Annotated in this window: 17 protein-coding genes and 1 other RNA gene; 11 read left to right on the top strand and 7 right to left on the bottom strand. The window is 59.5% G+C overall.

What is annotated here, in order from left to right; all coding sequences use genetic code 11:
• Positions 1–116: 116 nt before the first annotated feature.
• Both ssrS and zapA read right to left on the bottom strand, forming a co-directional pair.
• A non-coding RNA gene (gene ssrS / locus G5168_RS02235) (6S RNA) lies at positions 117–298 on the bottom strand.
• A 16-nt stretch (positions 299–314) separates the two neighbouring features.
• Positions 315–647, bottom strand: a complete 333-nt coding sequence (gene zapA, locus G5168_RS02230; RefSeq protein ID WP_167558254.1) for a cell division protein ZapA — start codon at positions 645–647, stop codon at positions 315–317.
• 173 nt (positions 648–820) lie between these two features.
• Here zapA and G5168_RS02225 point away from each other — a divergent pair, with 173 nt between their 5' ends.
• The 3 genes from G5168_RS02225 to G5168_RS02215 all read left to right on the top strand — a co-directional run bounded on the left by G5168_RS02225 (position 821) and on the right by G5168_RS02215 (position 4,196).
• Positions 821–1,390 carry a UPF0149 family protein gene (locus G5168_RS02225; protein WP_005346580.1) on the top strand — a complete coding sequence of 190 codons (570 nt, stop codon included), beginning with the start codon at positions 821–823 and terminating at the stop codon, positions 1,388–1,390.
• A 177-nt stretch (positions 1,391–1,567) separates the two neighbouring features.
• On the top strand, positions 1,568–2,791 hold the full coding sequence (gene ubiH, locus G5168_RS02220) for a 2-octaprenyl-6-methoxyphenyl hydroxylase (protein ID WP_421249179.1): 1,224 nt from the start codon (positions 1,568–1,570) through the stop codon (positions 2,789–2,791).
• A gap of 136 nt (positions 2,792–2,927) precedes the next feature.
• Positions 2,928–4,196, top strand: coding sequence for an FAD-dependent 2-octaprenylphenol hydroxylase (locus G5168_RS02215; RefSeq protein WP_227343070.1), 1,269 nt, complete (start codon positions 2,928–2,930; stop codon positions 4,194–4,196).
• A 212-nt stretch (positions 4,197–4,408) separates the two neighbouring features.
• Here G5168_RS02215 and G5168_RS02210 read toward each other — a convergent pair whose 3' ends face one another.
• A complete protein-coding gene (locus tag G5168_RS02210; RefSeq protein WP_041915404.1) occupies positions 4,409–4,636 on the bottom strand; it encodes a hypothetical protein in 228 nt (75 codons plus the stop codon).
• Between G5168_RS02210 and gcvT the strand changes: the two genes are divergently transcribed.
• The 3 genes from gcvT (at position 4,613) to gcvP (ending at position 9,359) form a co-directional block, all read left to right on the top strand.
• Positions 4,613–5,710, top strand: a complete 1,098-nt coding sequence (gene gcvT / locus G5168_RS02205) for a glycine cleavage system aminomethyltransferase GcvT (RefSeq protein ID WP_075115155.1) — start codon at positions 4,613–4,615, stop codon at positions 5,708–5,710. The two genes, G5168_RS02210 and gcvT, sit on opposite strands and share 24 nt — an antisense overlap.
• Before the next feature lie 84 nt (positions 5,711–5,794).
• Positions 5,795–6,184: a glycine cleavage system protein GcvH gene (gene gcvH, locus G5168_RS02200; RefSeq protein WP_005333898.1), complete on the top strand. Its 390-nt coding sequence runs from the start codon at positions 5,795–5,797 to the stop codon at positions 6,182–6,184.
• Positions 6,185–6,482: 298 nt separating this feature from the next.
• Entirely contained in the window at positions 6,483–9,359 is a 2,877-nt protein-coding gene (gcvP, locus tag G5168_RS02195; RefSeq protein WP_227340766.1) for an aminomethyl-transferring glycine dehydrogenase, read from the top strand.
• 91 nt (positions 9,360–9,450) lie between these two features.
• Here gcvP and G5168_RS02190 read toward each other — a convergent pair whose 3' ends face one another.
• The gene (locus G5168_RS02190; RefSeq protein ID WP_227340765.1) at positions 9,451–11,004 is read right to left on the bottom strand and encodes a methyl-accepting chemotaxis protein; all 1,554 of its coding nucleotides are present in this window, start codon (positions 11,002–11,004) and stop codon (positions 9,451–9,453) included.
• Positions 11,005–11,208: 204 nt separating this feature from the next.
• Between G5168_RS02190 and G5168_RS02185 the strand changes: the two genes are divergently transcribed.
• Both G5168_RS02185 and G5168_RS02180 read left to right on the top strand, forming a co-directional pair.
• Positions 11,209–11,562: a hypothetical protein gene (locus G5168_RS02185; RefSeq protein ID WP_421251788.1), complete on the top strand. Its 354-nt coding sequence runs from the start codon at positions 11,209–11,211 to the stop codon at positions 11,560–11,562.
• A 32-nt stretch (positions 11,563–11,594) separates the two neighbouring features.
• Complete coding sequence (locus tag G5168_RS02180) at positions 11,595–11,882, top strand: HAD family hydrolase (protein WP_421231444.1); 288 nt, start codon at positions 11,595–11,597, stop codon at positions 11,880–11,882.
• Positions 11,883–12,009: 127 nt separating this feature from the next.
• On the opposite strand, the gene G5168_RS02175 is transcribed toward G5168_RS02180, so the two are convergent.
• Positions 12,010–13,080 (bottom strand): permease, encoded by a 1,071-nt coding sequence (locus tag G5168_RS02175; protein WP_323905664.1) that lies wholly within the window; start codon positions 13,078–13,080, stop codon positions 12,010–12,012.
• Positions 13,081–13,186: 106 nt separating this feature from the next.
• Here G5168_RS02175 and G5168_RS02170 point away from each other — a divergent pair, with 106 nt between their 5' ends.
• Complete coding sequence (locus G5168_RS02170) at positions 13,187–13,513, top strand: ArsR/SmtB family transcription factor (RefSeq protein WP_042053131.1); 327 nt, start codon at positions 13,187–13,189, stop codon at positions 13,511–13,513.
• Between the two features lie 100 nt (positions 13,514–13,613).
• On the opposite strand, the gene G5168_RS02165 is transcribed toward G5168_RS02170, so the two are convergent.
• Entirely contained in the window at positions 13,614–14,996 is a 1,383-nt protein-coding gene (locus G5168_RS02165) for an amino acid permease (RefSeq protein ID WP_421172225.1), read from the bottom strand.
• Positions 14,997–15,382: 386 nt separating this feature from the next.
• Between G5168_RS02165 and G5168_RS02160 the strand changes: the two genes are divergently transcribed.
• A complete protein-coding gene (locus tag G5168_RS02160; RefSeq protein ID WP_266133859.1) occupies positions 15,383–15,679 on the top strand; it encodes a hypothetical protein in 297 nt (98 codons plus the stop codon).
• 239 nt (positions 15,680–15,918) lie between these two features.
• On the opposite strand, the gene ppsR is transcribed toward G5168_RS02160, so the two are convergent.
• Positions 15,919–16,731 carry a posphoenolpyruvate synthetase regulatory kinase/phosphorylase PpsR gene (gene ppsR / locus G5168_RS02155; RefSeq protein WP_005344832.1) on the bottom strand — a complete coding sequence of 271 codons (813 nt, stop codon included), beginning with the start codon at positions 16,729–16,731 and terminating at the stop codon, positions 15,919–15,921.
• A gap of 347 nt (positions 16,732–17,078) precedes the next feature.
• Here ppsR and ppsA point away from each other — a divergent pair, with 347 nt between their 5' ends.
• A complete protein-coding gene (gene ppsA, locus G5168_RS02150) occupies positions 17,079–19,451 on the top strand; it encodes a phosphoenolpyruvate synthase (RefSeq protein ID WP_227340759.1) in 2,373 nt (790 codons plus the stop codon).
• Positions 19,452–19,470: the final 19 nt, after the last annotated feature.

The raw sequence follows: 19,470 nt of genomic DNA, 5'->3' as shown, positions 1-19,470 counted from the left end.
GGAAAAGGCGTAAATATCAAAGTGTGTTTGTATGAGGCCCTGGGGCGCCCCATGCAACACGTAATTGGGACATAGCCAAGAAAAAGCCCGTCACGTTGGTGACGGGCTTTTACTGTTGGTACCCCGAGATGCCGTTGCCGGTTTGGGCCCTTGAACCGTCGGTTCAAGGCGGGGATCGGATCTGACCGCAGGCTTCTCGGTCGTGCCGAGCATGCGCAATAGCCAGAAGGCAGATCCCCTGTTTGGTATGAATATCGGCTCGGGGACTTGAACCGGCTGACAAACATCCCAGGGAATTTTAAAACGGTTTGCGATTAGGGCTGTTGCCCCTCTTCGCTGGCATCACCATATTGTCCGTGCTCGATCAGGGCCGCTTCGATGGTGCGCTGCAGCATCTTGATCCGCTTGTCCATGGTCTCAGAGTATTGGTGGTTCTTCTCTTTTTCAAGGCAGAGCTCATGACAGAAATTGAGCGCCGCCATGATAGCCAATTGCTCGTTGCTGGAGACTTTGGAGCGTTGACGCAGGTCGATCAACTTGTCGGTCAGCTGCTCGGCGGCCTGGCGCAGGGCATCCTGCTGTCCCAAGGGACAGGATACCTTGTAGGGACGTCCCAAAATGACGATTTCTACGGCCTCTGTGCTCATGCCTTCCTCAATACGGCGGAGCTGATTTCCGCCTTTATCCACGTGGACAACTGGGCGGGACTATATAGCGCAGATGCATAAGTTTCAAGGCCTTGCTGGCTCTGCAAGAGGGAGAATGCTAGGATCCTGACCATTAATTCTGCAAATTTGACTGAACTTTGAGCGGATCCTCGATGAGCAAAACGAACCCCCTTAAATATGCGGCAGTGGCCGACATCATGGAACAACATGAGCTGATGGCCAGCGCAGTAGAGGCCCATGGTGTGATCTGCGGTCTGGTGTGCGGCGGTGTGGCACTGGACGACAAGAGTTGGGTGCCCCATTTCAACGATCTGGTGAACGACGGTTTCGGCCTGCCGGCCCCGGTGCGCCAGGTGATGACCGATCTTTATCACAATGTGGTCGAGAGCTTGATGGCCCAGAAGGGCGTCGAGCTGCTGCTGCCAAGTGATGATGCTCCCCTCGACGAGCGCATCGATTCGCTGGTGGACTGGTCACAGGCGTTTCTGGCCGGTTTCGGCGTGGTGCAGCAGGAGTTGTCGCGCGCGTCGGAAGAGTTGCAGGAGATGATCCAGGATATCGCCAGCATCACTCAGGTCTCTGCCGAGTTCGATCAGGAAGATGACGAGAACGAAGCCTCCTTCCTGGTGCTCTACGAACACGTCAAACTGGGGGTCATGATGGCCTTCGAAGAGTTTGGCAAGCGCCCCGATACCCCGAGCGCGCCGCCGACCCTGCATTGAGGTGCGGGTCAACGCGACCCTTACTGAATCTGCAAGAGCGCCTGATGGCGCTCTTTTTTATTCCCTTGTGGTGGCTAACCCTGTGAGGCGCAACCGGTTTTTTGCCGGTGACCTCGCATTCGGCCAGCGGCTTTGTGATAGCATGAGGCAACCTTTTTCACTTCTTCCTCTCTGCTTATGTCTCAATCTGATGTGCGACAGGTCGATGTCACCCTGGTCGGCGGTGGAATGAGCGGTGCCGTGCTGGCCCTCTCGCTGGCAGCCCTGCTTCGATCCGATGGCTCCCCCCTCGAGATCCTGCTGCTGGAGGCAAGCGTCCCCGAACAGCACACCCATTCAGGGTTCGACGCCCGCGCCATTGCGCTCTCGGCCGGTACCTGTGATGCGCTGTTGCGACGCGGACTCTGGCCGCTATTTGCCCCCCATTGCGCTCCCATTACCCAGATTCATGTCTCGGATCGGGGCCACTTCGGTCAGGCTCGCCTGTCGGCCGCTGAATACGGTCTGCCCGCGCTGGGCCAGGTGATCGAGCTGGCAGCTGCCGGTCATGAGCTGCAACGGGCGATGGCGGCCTCTCCCAATATCCGGGTCTGCTGTCCGGCTCGGGTGAGTGAGATTGCGCCCGATGAGGAGAAGGTGACCCTCACCCTCGAGAGCGGTGAACAGATTGAGACCCGCCTGCTGGTGGCGGCAGACGGCGGCAACTCCTTTGTGCGTCAGCACTTCAAGTTGCCGGTGACCCGCCACGACTTTGAGCAGCACGCCATCATCGCCACGGTCAAAACGGCGCAAGACCCTGAGGGACGCGCCTTCGAGCGTTTTACCGAAGGGGGGCCGCTGGCCCTGTTGCCGATGCAGGATGGGCTCTCCTCGCTGGTATGGAGCGTCGGGCAGCATGAGGTGGATGAGCTGATGGCCCTCGATGAGGAGGCGTTTCTTGCCCGTCTGCAGCAGGCCTTTGGCTGGCGGCTCGGTCGCTTCGAGCGATGTGGCGTGCGTAATGTCTATCCGCTCATTCTGACCGCCTGCGACTACCCGCTGGCCCAGCGCACCGTGCTGGTCGGTAATGCCGCCCACGCGCTGCACCCGATTGCCGGACAGGGCTTCAACCTCGGGATGCGGGATCTGGACCTGCTTACCGGCGCCGTAGCCAAGGCGTTGGCAGAGGGGGAGGATATCGGTAGCTTCAAGGTGCTGAGCGGCTACTGGCAGCAGCGTCAGCGCGATCAGGCGCAGACTGTCTGGCTCACCTCCTCGCTGGCCCAGCTCTTCTCCAATGGTCACGACCCGCTGGTGGCGGGGCGCAATCTGGCGCTCACCCTAATGTGGCGATTCCCGTGCCTCAAGGCGCCGCTTGCCTCGCGCACCCTGGGCTTTGTCGCCGATGTGTGCGGCAACTAGCCAGCACTTGTTGAGTGGAACCTGTTGACCGGAAGATGGTGACCGCCATTCGTTGATCAAAACCTATTGAATAAAGAGGTGATGCCTGCGGGCGTCCCCTCGCTGGCCAGCCGGTCAGCCCTGAAAGGATGAGATGATGCAGATGCAAAATGTGGATGTGGTGATTGTCGGTGGCGGCATGGTAGGGCTTGGGCTCGCTGCGGCCTTGAAACATAGCGCCCTCAAGGTGCTGGTGGTGGAGGGACAACTGCCCGATCCGCAGCTGGGGGAGGTGGCCGATAATCGGGTCAGTGCCCTGAGTCTGGCCAGCCAGCAGATCCTGCGCCATGTCGGCGCCTGGGACGGCATTGAAGCGCGCCGCCTGCAGACCTACGACAAGATGGCGGTGTGGGAGCAGGACAGTTTCGGCCATATCGACTTCGATGCCGCCAGCCTGCGTCAGGCCAACCTCGGCCACATCGTCGAGAATCGGGTGATCCAGCTGGCGCTGCTTGAGGCGATTGAAGGTGCCAGCAATATCCAGCTGCTGACCCCCGCCAGAGCCAAGAGCCTGCAGAGCGGCCCGGCGGGCGCCTTGCTGCTCCTTGAAGATGGTCAGGCCATCTCTGCCAAACTGGTAGTTGCCGCCGATGGCGCCCACTCCTGGGTACGCCGTCAGGCTGATATCCCGCTCACCAGTTGGGATTATGGCCACCACGCCCTGGTGGCGACGGTGCGCTGCGCCGAACCCCATGAAGCGGTTGCTCGCCAGATCTTCACCCCGGATGGCCCGCTCGCCTTTTTGCCGCTGTGGAAGGAGAACCTCTGCTCCATCGTCTGGTCGCTGCCTGCGGCTCGTGCCGAGGTGCTCTGCGCCTGTGACGACGAGCAGTTCAACCGCCAGCTCACCACCGCCTTCGATGCCCGGCTCGGTCTGTGCAAGGTGGAGGGGCCGCGCAGCGCGATTCCTCTTACCGCCCGCTATGCCCGCGATTTTGCTCGCGAGCGGTTGGTGCTGGTGGGAGATGCTGCCCACACCATCCACCCGCTGGCGGGGCAGGGGGTCAACCTTGGCCTGCTGGATGCTGCCGCGCTGGCGGAGCAGATCTTGCAAAATCATGCCGCGGGCGAGGATATCGGCCTGCTCGCCAACCTGCGCAGTTACGAGCGCTGGCGCAAGAGCGAGGCGGCTCGCATGCTGGCGGCGATGGAAGGGCTCAAGCGGTTGTTCAGCGGGGCCAACCCGCTCAAGAAGCTGGTGCGGGGCGTGGGATTGCGCGCGGCCAATCTGCTGACGCCCTTCAAGGAGGGGGTGATCCGCGCTGCCATGGGGCTGGAGGGAGAGTTGCCCGCATTGGCCCGTCCTGACTGGGCTGTTGCTGCGACCAAGGGCAGTGCCATGCAGGCCAAGGGTGAAAAAAACTAATATTACTCGCCGTTTTTGACAACAAAAGTAATCCGACAAGGCTGATGACCCGTTTTGGGTGTCAGCCTTTAATTTTGCTCTGGAGCGAAACGTTTTTCTGCAAATTGTGACGAAACGGTAAAAATCAAAATTTAATCTCGCATGAGTCGGCTTATGGCTGTTTTTATCACTGCATTTATCTTAGTGTCTGGAGTCAGTTTTACGGGAGGGGATTAGTTTTTTTTGAGCGGCACGCTCGCCTGCTTGTCATATAATCCGCTCCGTTCAAGGAATCCCTCTTGCCTGGCAAGGGCAGGAGCGAGCACACACTTTTGGATCCGGTCGCTTTTTGTTGCACGCAGTGCAGTCAGAGCGGTGGCGCGGGTCGCAAGGGTGGTCGCCAAAGCGAAAAGGCTTTTTGCTAAGGAAAGAATGCGATGATCCAGACTACTGTACTGCATCCCAAACACCTGGAAGCCGGCGCCAAGATGGTGGACTTCCACGGTTGGGAAATGCCCATCAACTACGGCTCCCAGCTGGAAGAGCACCACGCGGTGCGCAGCGATGCCGGTATGTTCGATGTCTCCCACATGACCATCGTCGATTTGACCGGCGAACGGGTCAAAGCCTTTCTGCAACACCTGCTGGCCAACGACGTGGCCAAACTCACTGTCCCCGGCAAGGCCCTCTACAGCGGCATGCTCAATCCGGAAGGCGGCGTGATCGATGACCTCATCACCTATTACCTGACCGATACCTTCTACCGGCTGGTGGTCAACTCCGCTACCCGCGAGAAGGATCTGGCCTGGATCCGCCATCACGCCATCGATTTCGATATCACAGTAACCGAGCGTCCTGAGCTGGCGATGATTGCGGTGCAGGGCCCCAACGCCAAGGTCAAGGCTGCTGCTGTGCTGAGCGCCGCTCAGCGTACCGCCGTGGTGGGGATGAAACCCTTCTTCGGCGTGCAGGCTGGCGATCTCTTTATCGCCACTACCGGCTACACCGGCGAAGATGGTTATGAAATCGTGGTGCCGCAAGAGAAAGCCTGCGAGCTGTGGCAAGCGCTGCTGGATAACGGCGTGGCCCCGTGTGGTCTCGGTGCTCGCGATACCCTGCGCCTCGAGGCGGGGATGAACCTCTACGGTCAGGATATGGACGAGTCAATCTCTCCACTCGCCGCCAACATGGCCTGGACCATCGCCTGGGAGCCGAGCGATCGCAACTTCATCGGCCGCGACGTGCTGGAAGCGCAGAAAGCGGCGGGCAATCAGCCCAAGCTGGTGGGTCTGGTGATGGAAGAGAAAGGGGTGCTGCGTGCCGGCATGCCGGTTACCTTCACCGCGGCAAACGGTGAGAAGCGGGAAGGTGTGATCACCTCCGGCTCTTTCTCCCCCACCCTGGGCTACAGTATTGCCCTGGCGCGGGTGCCCCGCGATATCGGTGAGCTGGCCGAGGTGGAGATCCGCAAGAAGCTGGTCACCGTGAAGGTCACCAAGCCCGCTTTCGTCCGTAACGGCCAGAAGCTGGTTTAATACCGTTTTGGGGGAGGGCAGTGCCTCCCCCATCCCTTTTCATATTCGTTTTTAAACGCGACTCAAAGATCAAAGGAAGCACAAATGAGCCATATCCCGAGCGAACTGAAATATGCCACTTCCCACGAGTGGATCCGTGTTGAAGCCAACGGCGAGGCCGTGGTCGGTATCACCGAGCACGCCCAGGAGCTGCTGGGTGACATGGTGTTTGTCGAGCTGCCGGAAGTGGGCAAGCAGGTCAGTGCCGGTGACGACTGCGCCGTGGCCGAGTCGGTCAAGGCGGCCTCCGATATCTACAGCCCGGTGAGCGGCGAGATCATCGCCGTCAACGAAGAGCTGGAAGGGAGCCCCGAGCTGGTCAACTCCGACCCCTACAGCGCTGGCTGGCTGTTCCGCATCAAGCTCGATGACGAGAGCGAGCTGGCCAACCTGCTGGATGCCGAAGGCTACCAGAACGTGGTGGACGAAGAGTAATGCCCCCGGGCCCTGCCAACACAGCAGGGCCCCTTTGTATGACCGCCAGCCGGGCAAGCACCGGCCGGTGGAAGGGTGAAGTCGTCCGCGCCTGCCGTTTGCCAGCCTAGGAGCCTAGGGGTAAACAGGCCGGTTCGCAACTAGGCGATCCCCTCTCGATGCTGCCGCAGCATCCGGTGCCGCCCCCTGTCTGCGGGACCCAGAACATGAGTGGAGTCGGTATCAACCGACGATCAGGAACATCAGGTCTTGGTTATCAGGATGTCATGCCAGGACTTATTTATCAGGAAATAGGGAAATGACCCAGTCACTGTTTGAACTCGAGCAAAAAACCGATTTCATCCGCCGTCACATCGGGCCGGGTGAGGAAGATCTGCGCGCCCTGCTGGCCGTGGTGGGCGCCGAGAGCCTGGATGATCTGATTGAGCAGACTGTCCCCGCCGCCATTCGCCGGCCGGGTCCGCTCGGCATTGGCGCCTCCATGACCGAGGTGGAAGCGCTGGCCAAGCTCAAGGGCTATGCGGCTCAGAACAAGGTCGCCAAGAGCTACATCGGCATGGGCTATCACGATACCCACGTGCCCCACGTCATCTTGCGCAACGTGCTGGAAAACCCGGGCTGGTATACCGCCTACACCCCGTACCAGCCCGAGCTGGCGCAGGGCCGTCTCGAAGCCCTACTCAACTTCCAGCAGCTGACCCTGGACTTGACCGGCATGGATCTGGCCAGTGCCTCCCTGCTGGATGAGGCAACCGCCGCCGCCGAGGCGATGGCGCTGGCCAAGCGGATGGCCAAGTCCAAAGCCAACCTCTTCTTCGTGGCCGACGACGTGCACCCGCAGGTGATCGACGTGGTCAAGGAGCGAGCGGTTCACTTCGGTTTTGACGTGGCCGTCGGCCCGGCCGCACAGGCCTGCGCCGAAGAGGTGTTCGGCGCCCTGTTCCAGTACCCCACCACCACGGGTGAAGTGAAAGACTTGCGGGCCCTGATTGCTGCCGTACAAGCCCAGAAAGGGCTGGCCTGTGTCAGCGCCGACCTGCTCTCCCTGCTGCTGCTCAAATCCCCGGGCGAGCTGGGTGCCGACGTGGTGCTGGGCTCGGCCCAGCGCTTCGGCGTACCCATGGGCTACGGTGGCCCGCACGCCGCCTTCTTCGCCACTCGCGATGCCTACAAGCGCTCCATGCCGGGCCGCATCATCGGTGTCTCCAAGGATGCCCGCGGCAAGGCCGCGCTGCGCATGGCGATGCAGACCCGTGAGCAGCATATCCGCCGCGAGAAGGCCAACTCCAACATCTGTACCGCTCAGGTGCTGCTGGCCAACATGGCGAGCTTCTACGCCGTCTACCACGGCCCGGTGGGACTGAAAACCATCGCCTCCCGCGTGCACCGTCTGACCACCATTCTGGCGCTCGGCCTCAAGGCCAAGGGCGTGTCCCTCAAGCATGCCAGTTGGTTCGATACCCTGACCGTGCAGACTGCCGACAAGGCTGCGTTGATCGCCAAGGCCGAGGGGCTCGGCATCAACCTGCGTGCGGATCTGGACGGCGCGGTGGGCGTGTCCCTCTCTGAAACCACCACCCGTGGCGATGTGGCCGAGCTGTTTGAACTGTTCCTGGGCACAGGCCACGGCCTGGACATCGAGGCCCTCGACCAGGCGGCCCAGGCCCATCACGCCATCCCGCAGGATCTGCTGCGCACCGACGCCGTGCTGACCCACGAGGTGTTCAACAAGTACCACTCCGAGACCGAGATGCTGCGCTACATCCACCGTCTCGAAGCCAAGGATCTGGCCCTCAACTACGCCATGATCTCCCTGGGCTCCTGCACCATGAAGCTCAACGCCACCGCCGAGATGATCCCGGTGACCTGGCCCGAGTTTGGCAAGCTGCACCCGTTCGCCCCGCTGGCCCAGGCCAAAGGCTATCAGCTGCTGCTGGCCGACCTTGAAAACTGGCTGGTGAAGGTGACCGGTTACGATGCGGTCTGCATGCAGCCCAACTCCGGTGCCCAGGGCGAATACGCCGGCCTGCTCGCCATCAAGAAGTACCACGAGTCCCGCGGCGAGGGGCATCGCGACATCTGCCTCATTCCGGCGTCCGCGCACGGTACCAACCCGGCCTCCGCCCAGATGGCGGGCCTGCGGGTCATCGTCACCGCCTGTGACAAGTCGGGCAACGTGGATCTGGACGACTTGCGCGCCAAGGCCGCCGAGGCGGGTGATCAGCTCTCCTGTCTGATGGTGACCTACCCCTCCACCCACGGGGTGTACGAGGAGACCATCAAGGAGGTGTGCGACATCGTTCACCAGCACGGTGGTCAGGTCTATCTGGACGGCGCCAACATGAACGCCCAGGTGGGCCTCACTGCTCCGGGCTTTATCGGGGCGGACGTATCCCACCTCAACCTGCACAAGACCTTCGCCATTCCTCACGGCGGTGGCGGCCCGGGCATGGGCCCCATCGGCGTGAAGAAACACCTGGCGCCGTTCGTGGCCGGTCACGCCGTGGTCAAGACCGACAAGGAGAGCCGCAACAACGGCGCCGTGTCGGCGGCACCGTTCGGCTCGGCCAGCATCCTGCCCATCAGCTGGATGTACATCGCCATGCTGGGGGACGAGGGGCTGAAGAAATCCACTCAGGTGGCCATCCTCAACGCCAACTACCTGGCCAAGAAGCTGGGTGAATCCTTCCCCGTGCTCTACTCCGGGCGCAACGGTCGGGTGGCTCACGAGTGCATCCTGGATATCCGCCCGCTCAAAGAAGCCTCTGGCATCAGCGAGATGGACGTGGCCAAGCGGTTGATGGACTACGGCTTCCACGCGCCGACCATGAGCTTCCCGGTAGCGGGTACCCTGATGGTCGAGCCGACCGAGTCAGAGTCCAAGCGCGAGCTGGACCGTTTCGTCGAGGCGATGACTTCCATCCGCGCCGAGATTGCCAAGGTGCAGGACGGGCAGTGGAGTCTCACCGACAACCCGCTGGTCCATGCCCCGCACACCCAGGATGACGTGATGGACGCTGAGTGGTCCCGTGGCTACAGCCGCGCCGAGGCGGTGTTCCCGTCGGAGGCCGTGCGCGCCGCCAAGCTGTGGCCGTCGGTCAACCGTATCGACGACGTCTACGGCGATCGCAACCTGTTCTGCTCCTGCATTCCGACCGAGGATTACGCCAAGTAAGTAGCGTCCAGGAGCAACAGTTAAGCCGTATAAACAACAGGGTCACCCAGACGGGTGGCCCTTCGTTTACATGGACTTTATCTGCATGCTGCTATCCGAATGTCCGGCTTAGGTCCTTGAGCTGGCTCGCTTTGCTCTGCAAGTTGGCACTGGTTTTACTGACCTGATCGATTTTGAGGCTGTTATCGTGAGAAAGTGAGGATATCTGATTGATATTACGACAGATCTCCTCGATCACCGCTTGCTGCTGGGTCGCTGCAGCGGAAACTTGATTGGAAAAATCAGAGACCTTGTCTATTTCGATCACGACCTGATTCAGGTTGCCGGTGCTTGCCCGAGTGGTTGCGAGGCAATCATTGGTTCTGGTCACATTGAGATGCATCATCTCTTTCCATCCCCCGAGGGTTTGCTGGATATGACCAATGCTGCTCTGGATCTGCTCTGTTGCTCTATGGGTTCTGGTCGACAGGCTGCGTACCTCGTCAGCCACCACTGCAAAGCCGCGTCCCTGATCGCCCGCCCGCGCTGCTTCAATGGAGGCATTGAGTGCCAGCAGGTTGGTTTGATCCGCAATCCCGCGAATTTCACTCATGATGCTGCCGATCCGTTCGGACTCGCTCGCCAGCTCGACGGCTGACTGGAAGGCCTGCTCTGCCTGGGTAGCCAGTGCCGACATCTCTTCTCCCGCATCGGAAAGCTGATTGCTGGTGGTGATGCAATGGTTGCGCGCCTCTTCGATCTGCTGGTTGCTGTCCTGAATATTGCGGCTGATCTCTTCGGCAGCTGATGCCATCTGGGTAACTGCGGTGGCGACTTGCTGAATTTGCATATCCTGTGAGGAGATATCCCTGCTGGCCAGTGCGGCCGAACCACTCAAATTGTTGGCCATGGCATTGAGCGAGAGTGTGGTGTCATCGACTCTTCCCAGCACGGTACGGATTCTGGCTTGCCAGAGCTTGATATGGAAATCGGCAATGCTGTGGGGGGCATCCCCCGAGAAGATCAGGCGGCTGATGCTGTCGTAGTCCTGCTCAAGCTGTTGCAAGAATCGCGGTGTGAGGAAGAGCGCATTACGGTTGAACCAGAGGGTGGCCAATAGGGGAATGATGATCCAGAGCGCCTGCAGTGGTGTGAGCAGCCAGAGCGCGCTGATCACGCTGAGCAGCAGCAGGGGTATGGTCATGATGGCCGGAGTGAGCAGGCGCTGCCCCATGTGAATGGCGGAGCCGGTTTCGCGTGCCTTAAGGGTTTTGTACATCTTGTTGGCACGCGCTTTGTGCTCTACGGAGGGTCGGCAACGAACGGATTGGTAACCCACCATCTTGCCATCTTCATAGATCGGGGTGACATAGGCATCAACCCAGTAATAGCTACCATCCTTGCAGCGGTTTTTGACTATGCCCCGCCACGGCTTGCCCGCTTTTAGATGGGCCCAGAGATCGGCGAATGCCGCCTTGGGCATGTCTGGGTGGCGTACCAGGTTGTGATGTTGTCCCAGCATCTCTTCAAGGCTATAGCCTGCCACCTGACAAAACGCCGGATTGGCGTAGGTGATGTCCCCTTTGAGATCGGTGGTCGATACCAACTGGACGTTGTCGGTAAATTCAACTTCGGTATCTCTAGTGTGAGGTGTGTTGGTTACCATGATCAGGCTCCGGTTTTACCATAACGGAATACATCGTCTGAGTATGGCAGAGGCTGCTCATTTTATTGTGTTGTTGCTCATTAACTGTTCTGCGCCTAGCAGGGGCATCTACACATCTTCCATCGCAACGGTTTGGCGGGGGACGCAAGCCAAGTAACATCGCATGACTTATAGCCACGCAGCGATACAGGTAAGGCAATTAAGTTGGGGGCGATTTTATGGAATTATGACGGCACCCTGGTCAATTCGGTGCCGCAGAATATCGATATCGCCAAGCAGATCCTGGCTGAAGTCGCCCCCCATCTGACCGGCGATCTGTTACCTCGTTATCTGCGCAGCGAAGCGGAGTATCACCATGCCAATCACGCCGCCAAGAACTGGCAGGATCTCTATAGGGATTACTACGGTTTGTCGCGGGACGAGATGGTGCTGGCTGGCAGTCTGTGGGCCAAGCATCAGGAGATGAACCGGACCGAGGTGCGGTTTTTTGCGGGGCTGGAGGCGGTGATTGACCATTTCTCTGCCATTTCCCATGGCATTTGTTCGAAAAACGCCTAAAAAACCTTCTCCGGGTGCTTGAACTGCATGGCGTGAACAGCCGGTTCAAGGCTGTGGTCGGCTATGATGACGTGCCCGGAGTGCAGCAAAAACCTCATCCTTTCGGTGACCTCAAATGTCTGGAGTCTATCTTCGGCCCAGCCTGGTGCGAGTCGCTGATCTATATCGGTGACCATGAAGCGGATGTGCAGTTTGCCCGTCATTTGCAAGGGGCGCTTGGCGAGCAGAGCCGCGCGACCCCGGAGCGCTGGGAACACCAACCCGACCATATCGTCCGTGACGTCGAGGGTCTGCTCCCCATCGTCGGGCAATATCTGTAACGCCGGTTGCAGATTGTCATACAGAACATGCAAAACGCCGATCTGTTGATCGGCGTTTTGTCTATGTGAAGCCTGATGGTTTCACACTCAGCTGGCTTAACACTCTGCCTGCTTAAAAATGGGTGGTTTAAAACAGCAGTTGCGTCAGGTAGCCCATCAGGATCGCCATGCCGAGGATCACGGTAAGGAAGGCCGCAATCATCGGGGTTTTGAACATCGATTTGAGCAGGATCACCTCGGTCAGGCTGGCACCGGCACTGCCGATGATCAGCGCCATGACGGCGCCCATTCCCATCCCTTTGCCCAGCAGTACCGATGCCAGCGGGATCACGGCCTCGGCACGGATGTAGAGCGGGATCCCGACGATGGCGCTGAAGGGGATGGCCAGCGGGTTGTCGGCGCCAGCATGGGCGGCGATCCACTCGGCCGGAATAAAACCGTAAATAAACGAGCCGATGAGCACCCCCAGCAGCAGGAAGGGCAATACCGCTTTGAACTGCTGCCAGGCATCAATGCGAGCTTTGCCCCAGGCGGTGGGGAGCTGTGGTGCTCTGGTCAGGACTGCCGTGCCATCGCCGCAGCAGGAGAGGGTGGCCTGTTCTGCCATCTCTGGTTGAGGTGCCGGGCAGCACGCTGCCCCGTTGAGGGGTTTGATTGCGCGAATGACGCCGCGTTGGTTGTCACTGCAATGTGCTTGAGTGGTGGTGCGGGTCGCCGGGCCACAGCCGCTACCGCAAGAGGGGGTGGCCTCTTTGGGGTCGATGACATGGCGCTCGAACCCCAATCTGTCGAGCAGCATGCTCGCCATGACGGAGACGCTGGCGGCGATCACGGCGTAGAGCAGGGTCACTTTCCAGCCGAAGGTGGCCCACATCAAGCCGACGATGATGGGGTTCAGCAGGGGCGAAATAAACAGGAAGGTGAGGGTGGGGCCAAAGCCAGCCTTGGCCGAGAGTAGTCCTCTCAGCATCGGGATGGTGGAGCAGCTGCAAAAGGGGGTGACGGCGCCGAGCAGGGCTGAGAGCAGATAGCCCTTGCCATGGCGCGCCCCCAGCATCCGCTGGATCTTCTCGTCGGGGATCTTCTGACGGATCAGACTGACCCCGGCGCTAATGACCAGAAACAGCACCGACAGCTCGACAGCCAGAAACAGGAACATCTGGGCTGCATCGGTCAGCATGGTTAACCACTCATTCATTGTCGTATCCTCACTTGGTTTCTATATTTCCAAAATAATCGAAATGAATGGCCGGTCAAGATATTTCTGGTATTATCGAAATATCAAATTCGTGGAGGGCGCAGAGATGCAACTGGAAGAGGTCGCCAAGGCATTGAAAGAGCTGGGTCATCCGACCCGGCTGTTTATCTTCAAGCATCTGGTCAAGGCGGGAGAGCAGGGGCTGCCGGTGGGGGAGCTGCAAAAGCAGTTGGCGATCCCCGCTTCCACCCTCAGCCACCATATTGCGGCGCTGGTCTCGGTGGGGCTGGTGAAGCAAAACCGGGAGAGTCGCACCCTGCTTTGCGTCTCTCAATACGCGGTGTTGGAGGAGATCATCGCCTTTTTCCGCGATGAGTGTTGCGTCAACAGCCCGGAGCATCGGCAAGATCAAAGGCAAGAGCTGTCTTCCTGAGGGCTATGGCTGCTAGTAGTGCGGTCAGTTGCGCTGCGCGCAATAAAAAAACGCCGATCATGTGATCGGCGTTTTGCATTGATGTCGCTAGATTCGGGCATTAACCCAGATTGGCTGCGACCTTGCTTTGAGCTTGTCCTTTGCGCTTGATGACAAAGCCAATACCCAGTACCACCAGCCAGGCGGGGATCAGTTCGACCGAGATGCGGAAATCGGGGGTCATATACATGATCACCAGAATGCCAGCCATGAACGCGAGGCAGAGATAGTTGCCGAAGGGATACCAGAACGCCTTGAACTTGGGCTGGACGCCTTCTGCGACCTTGGCCTTGCGGAACTTGAGGTGCGCGAGGCTAATCATCGCCCAGTTGATCACCAGTGCGGAGACCACCAGCGCCATCAGCAGACCGAACGCCTTGCCCGGCATCAGGTAGTTGATCAGCACGCAGAGCAGGGTGGCGATGGCCGAGACCGAGAGGGCCACCAGCGGCACGCCGCTCTTGTTGGTCTTGAGCAGGGCTTTCGGGCCGTTGCCCTGTTTGGCCAGCCCGAACAGCATCCGGCTGTTGCAGTAGACGCAACTGTTGTAGACCGAGAGTGCCGCCGTCAGTACCACGATGTTGAGCACGGTGGCGACCAGATTGCTGTCCAGAGCGTGGAAAATCATTACGAACGGGCTACCGCCTTCCACCACTTTACCCCAGGGGTAGAGGGACATCAGGATAGCCAGAGCGCCGATGTAGAAGATGAGGATGCGGTAGATCACCTGATTGGTGGCCTTGGGAATGCTCTTTTCTGGGTTGTCCGCTTCGGCGGCGGTAATGCCCACCAGCTCCAGACCGCCGAAGGAGAACATGATCACCGCCATCGCCATCACCAGACCGCTGATGCCGTTGGGGAAGAAGCCGCCTTGGGCCCACAGGTTGGTGACGCTTGCCTCGGGGCCGCCGGCACCGGAGAGGAGCAGATAGCCGCCAAAGCCAATCATGCCGATGATGGCGACCACCTTGATGATGGCGAACCAGAACTCCATTTCGCCAAACGCTTTGACGTTGGAGAGGTTGATGGCGTTGATCAGCACGAAGAAGAAGGCTGCCGACATCCAGGTCGGGATCTCGGGCCACCAGTACTGGACATAGATGCCCACCGCGGTCAGCTCGGCCATGCTCACCAGCACGTAGAGCACCCAGTAGTTCCAGCCGGACGCAAAACCGGCAAACTCACCCCAGTATTTGTAGGCAAAGTGGCTGAAGGAGCCGGCTACCGGCTCTTCCACCACCATTTCACCGAGCTGGCGCATGATCAGGAAGGCGATAAAGCCGCCGATGGCATACCCCAGCAGGACTGAGGGGCCTGCCATCTTGATGGTTTGGGCAATGCCCAGAAAGAGGCCGGTGCCGATGGCGCCGCCCAAAGCAATCAACTGAATGTGGCGGTTTTTAAGGCCGCGCTTCAGCTCCTCACAGTCTTGTTTCAAATCCATGGGTCTGTCCTTACGTCTCTGTTGTCTCTGGTCGGTGTTGGGCTCATCCTGAGCAGGCCGCAGTGCGTAGCCAAAACCTGACGAAAGCTGTATTTATTTCGTTACACCATGCCATTTTCAATTTTTAGTGTTGGCTGGCAACCGAAGCAGAATAGTGATAATCCGCCATGAATGCACCTGTTTTCCATCTCTAATGGCCGTGTTTTGTACCAAAGGCAGCTTTTTCATGATCTGAAGAGGCTTCTTGGCAGTTTCTGGTTGATGTTTGCGCAATCGAATTCTGTTTTATTGACATTTTGTATTGTTGGTGTGCTTTTGTGGTGCCAGGCCACAAATGGATGCAAATGATGCCAAACAAGCGAGAGTACAGGGAAGAGTGCAGGGAGTTGGAGTACAGAGAGCGCGAAAGCGTGCTGCAACAAGGGGTTGCCCAGGGTGTACTGGTGGCGCTCTGGTTAGGGATTGCCGCCAGTCCGCTGTTGTTGCTGGTGGCCGCGATTATGTTGCTGGGTTGGCTGTTACTCGGTGATCAGGAGTTGCTGCACTACTGGCAGTCGCTGTTGCTGGTGGGTGGGGTAACGGGGGCGCTCGTTGGCGGCTGGCTGGCGGAGCGGGTTCGCCTGCGCCACGGTTTGCTGGCCTTCTATGCCCGGTTGATGAACAACCCTGAGCTCAATCGTTAGTTAACGCTGGGTGTTTGCCGAGCGCAGCAGAACGGAATCGAATAGCGGCTAACTGGCAGCAGGTGACAAGGGCACAACGCCAAGGTCGACAAGAAGAGGGATAAGCATTTGTGGTGCTTATCCCTTTTTTATCCACGCTTTTCACTGTCATCTATGTGAATTGCAGTTCGCCACAGCTGACTTTCGCCGCGACACTGTAATTTTTATCTTTTGTTGATGCCGATAGCTGTCAAGTTGGCTTAACAGAGCTGGCGGCGCAGACCGGTTGCCTCGAGGACCTTGGCGCTGATCTCCTCCACCGAGTGGGAGCTGGTATCGAGGAAGCGGATCGCCTCCTGGCGAAACAGTCGCTCCACGCAGGCCAGCTCCTGCTCGCACTGTTCGATGGAGGAGTAGCGGCTGTTGGCACGGCGCTGGTTACGGATCTCGTGCAGCCGCTGCGGCGCTATAGTGAGGCCAAACAGCTTGTGACGGTTGGCCTTGAGGGGGGCGGGCAGCTCCAGCATGCCCATGTCCTGCTCGATAAAGGGGTAGTTGGCGGCACGAATGCCGAACTGCAGCGCCAGATAGAGGCTGGTGGGGGTCTTGCCGCAGCGGGAGACCCCGATCAGGATGATGTCCGCCTCATCGTACTCTTTGGTGGTGATGCCATCGTCGTTGGCAAGTGCGAAGTTGACCGCCTCGATGCGATCGTCATAGAGCTTGCGGTTCTCCATGCCGTGGGTGCGGTGGAGGCGGGGCTCGGCTTTGACCCCCAGCTCCTGCTCCAGCGGGCTGACGAAGGTATTGAGAAAGTCGTGGCCGCACGCCTCCGATTTCAGTACCTCTTCCCGTACCAGCGGGTCGACGATGGTGTGAAACAGAATGGGGCGTACCCCGGTCTGGCGAAACTGCTCGTCGATCCGCATCCGTACCTGACGGGCTTTCTCCAGTGTCTCCACAAAGGGGATAGTGATCTGCTCGAAGGCCAGCGGAAACTGGCTCAGTACCGCGTGGCCGAACACTTCGGCGGTGATGGCGGTGCCGTCTGAAACATAAAATACGGTGTGCACGTAGGGCTCCTGTGATACCGCGGGTGGGGTCGCATGGGGTAAGGGGTGAGAAGTATCTCCCGAAACCATACCAGTTTTGTCAACCGGTCTGCTGTGCCCAAGTTGTGAAGTGGCTTGCAAACCTGAATCGTTATCTTTTTGTGTCGCCATTGTAGAATGTTCCGGTCATTCGACCATCCCCAACTCTTGCTCGGGGATTTTTTTGAAAATCAGTAGAAAACGTTTTCATGGTCGTTGGCAACAAAAGAAACAGACAATAACGCACCTGACTTACCCATAACCTCATCGATTAAATCGGGCGCACGAGGTGCTATGGCACCGGTGCCCACCAACCTGGAGACATCCAAGTGCAACAGTACGTGCTCTGGTACGAACAACTCGGAATGCAGGACGTAGAACGAGTTGGCGGCAAGAACGCATCCCTTGGCGAGATGATCAGCAACCTCTCTGGCGCCGGTGTATCCGTGCCGGGGGGCTTTGCCACCACCGCCTTTGCGTTTAACGAGTTTCTGGAGTCAAGCGGCCTCAACGGCAAGATCCACCATCTGCTCGACAATCTCGACGTGGACGATATCGCCGCCCTCAACCGGGCCGGTCAGCAGATCCGCGATTGGGTGATCGAAGCCCCGTTCCAGCCCGAGCTGGAGCAGGCTATCCGGGTTGCCTATGAAAAGTTGAGTGCCGGTGTCGAGGCCTCGTTTGCGGTGCGCTCCTCCGCCACCGCCGAGGATATGCCGGACGCCTCCTTTGCCGGTCAGCAGGAGACCTTCCTCAACGTACGTGGCATCGATGCCGTCATGACGGCGGTCAAGCATGTGTTTGCTTCCCTGTTCAACGATCGCGCCATCTCCTATCGGGTGCATCAGGGCTACGACCACAAGGGTGTTGCCCTCTCGGCAGGGGTGCAGCGGATGGTGCGCTCGGATCTCGCCGCCTCCGGCGTCATGTTTACTCTGGATACCGAGTCCGGCTTCAACGACGTGGTCTTTATCACCGGCGCCCATGGTCTTGGCGAGATGGTGGTGCAGGGGGCGGTCAACCCGGATGAATTCTATGTGCACAAGCCGACTCTCAAGGGGGGCCGCCCGGCGGTGGTGCGCAAGACCCTCGGCTCCAAGCTTATCAAGATGACCTACTCTGACGATGCCGGTCACGGCCGTCAGGTGAAGATTGTCGACACCAATGAGGCCGAGCGCAGCCGCTTCTGCATCAGCGATGAGGAGGTGATGGCGCTGGCGAAACAGGCCCTTATCATCGAGCAGCACTATGGCCGCCCGATGGACATCGAGTGGGCCAAGGATGGGCAGGATGGCCAGCTCTACATCGTGCAGGCACGCCCGGAAACCGTGCGCAGCCGCCAGGAGGCCAACACCCTCGAGCGTTTTGCCCTCAAGCAAGCGGGCAAGGTGCTGATCGAGGGGCGGGCCATCGGTCACAAGATTGGCGCGGGCCCGGCGCGGGTCATCTCCTCCATCAGTCAGATGGACGAAGTACAGCCCGGCGACGTGCTGGTCACCGACATGACCGACCCGGACTGGGAGCCCATCATGAAGCGGGCCTCCGCCATCGTCACCAACCGGGGCGGCCGTACCTGTCACGCCGCCATCATCGCCCGCGAGCTGGGCATTCCGGCGGTAGTGGGCTGTGGCAATGCCACCGATAGCATCGAGGCTGGCCAGCTTATCACCGTCTCCTGCGCGGAAGGGGATACCGGTTTTATCTATGACGGCGAGCTGGACTTCGATGTGGCGGTGACCGAGGTGGGCAATATGCCGCGCCTGCCCATCAAGATCATGATGAACGTCGGCAACCCGGACCGCGCTTTCGACTTTGCCCAGTTGCCCAACGCCGGGGTGGGGCTGGCACGCCTTGAATTCATCATCAACCGGATGATCGGGGTGCACCCCAAGGCACTGCTGGAGTTTGACCAGCAAACCCCAGAGCTCAAGGCCACCATCGGCAAGATGATCGCCGGTTACGACAGCCCGCGTGAGTTCTACGTGGCCAAGTTGACCGAGGGGATCGCCACTCTGGGCGCTGCGTTCTGGCCGGAGCGGGTGATCGTGCGGATGTCGGACTTCAAGTCCAACGAGTACGCCAATCTGGTGGGCGGTCGTGGCTACGAGCCCCACGAGGAGAACCCGATGATCGGTTTTCGTGGCGCATCCCGCTACATCGCCGATAGCTTCCGCCCCTGCTTTGCCCTCGAGTGCGAGGCGATCAAGCGGGTGCGCGATGTGATGGGGTTGACCAACGTCGAGGTGATGATCCCCTTCGTGCGCACCGTGGGCGAGGCGGAGCAGGTGATCGACATCCTGGCCGAGAACGGTCTGCGCCGCGGCGAGCGGGGGCTCAAGGTGATCATGATGTGCGAGATCCCGAGCAATGCCCTCTTGGCAAACAAGTTCCTCGAGCACGTGGATGGCTTCTCCATCGGCTCCAATGACATGACCCAGCTCACCCTTGGGCTGGATCGGGACTCGGGGCTGATTGCCCACCTGTTCGACGAGCGCAACGAGGCGGTCAAGGCACTGCTGTCGATGGCGATTCAGGCCGCGCGCAAGGCGGGCAAGTACGTGGGGATCTGCGGTCAGGGGCCATCCGATCACCCTGACTTTGCCGCCTGGCTGGTGGAGCAGGGGATTGACTCGGTGTCGCTCAACCCCGATACAGTGGTCGATACCTGGCTCTATCTGGCGGAGCAGCATGGCGCCAAGTAAGTCACTATCGACATGAGTG

Source organism: Aeromonas sp. 600724 (assembly GCF_049175135.1).
GTDB lineage: Bacteria > Pseudomonadota > Gammaproteobacteria > Enterobacterales > Aeromonadaceae > Aeromonas > Aeromonas veronii_A.
Note: the sequence above shows the minus strand (reverse complement) of the source record. Positions and strands in the feature narration are given on the sequence as shown.

Coding starts and splice junctions, on each gene's coding strand:
- G5168_RS02190 (WP_227340765.1), bottom strand. CDS start 11,004: ATGGTAACCAACACACCTCACACTAGAGATACCGAAGTTGAATTTACC.
- G5168_RS02170 (WP_042053131.1), top strand. CDS start 13,187: ATGCAACTGGAAGAGGTCGCCAAGGCATTGAAAGAGCTGGGTCATCCG.
- gcvH (WP_005333898.1), top strand. CDS start 5,795: ATGAGCCATATCCCGAGCGAACTGAAATATGCCACTTCCCACGAGTGG.
- gcvP (WP_227340766.1), top strand. CDS start 6,483: ATGACCCAGTCACTGTTTGAACTCGAGCAAAAAACCGATTTCATCCGC.
- gcvT (WP_075115155.1), top strand. CDS start 4,613: ATGATCCAGACTACTGTACTGCATCCCAAACACCTGGAAGCCGGCGCC.
- G5168_RS02225 (WP_005346580.1), top strand. CDS start 821: ATGAGCAAAACGAACCCCCTTAAATATGCGGCAGTGGCCGACATCATG.
- zapA (WP_167558254.1), bottom strand. CDS start 647: ATGAGCACAGAGGCCGTAGAAATCGTCATTTTGGGACGTCCCTACAAG.
- G5168_RS02165 (WP_421172225.1), bottom strand. CDS start 14,996: ATGGATTTGAAACAAGACTGTGAGGAGCTGAAGCGCGGCCTTAAAAAC.
- G5168_RS02175 (WP_323905664.1), bottom strand. CDS start 13,080: ATGAATGAGTGGTTAACCATGCTGACCGATGCAGCCCAGATGTTCCTG.
- G5168_RS02210 (WP_041915404.1), bottom strand. CDS start 4,636: ATGCAGTACAGTAGTCTGGATCATCGCATTCTTTCCTTAGCAAAAAGC.
- ubiH (WP_421249179.1), top strand. CDS start 1,568: ATGTCTCAATCTGATGTGCGACAGGTCGATGTCACCCTGGTCGGCGGT.
- G5168_RS02215 (WP_227343070.1), top strand. CDS start 2,928: ATGCAGATGCAAAATGTGGATGTGGTGATTGTCGGTGGCGGCATGGTA.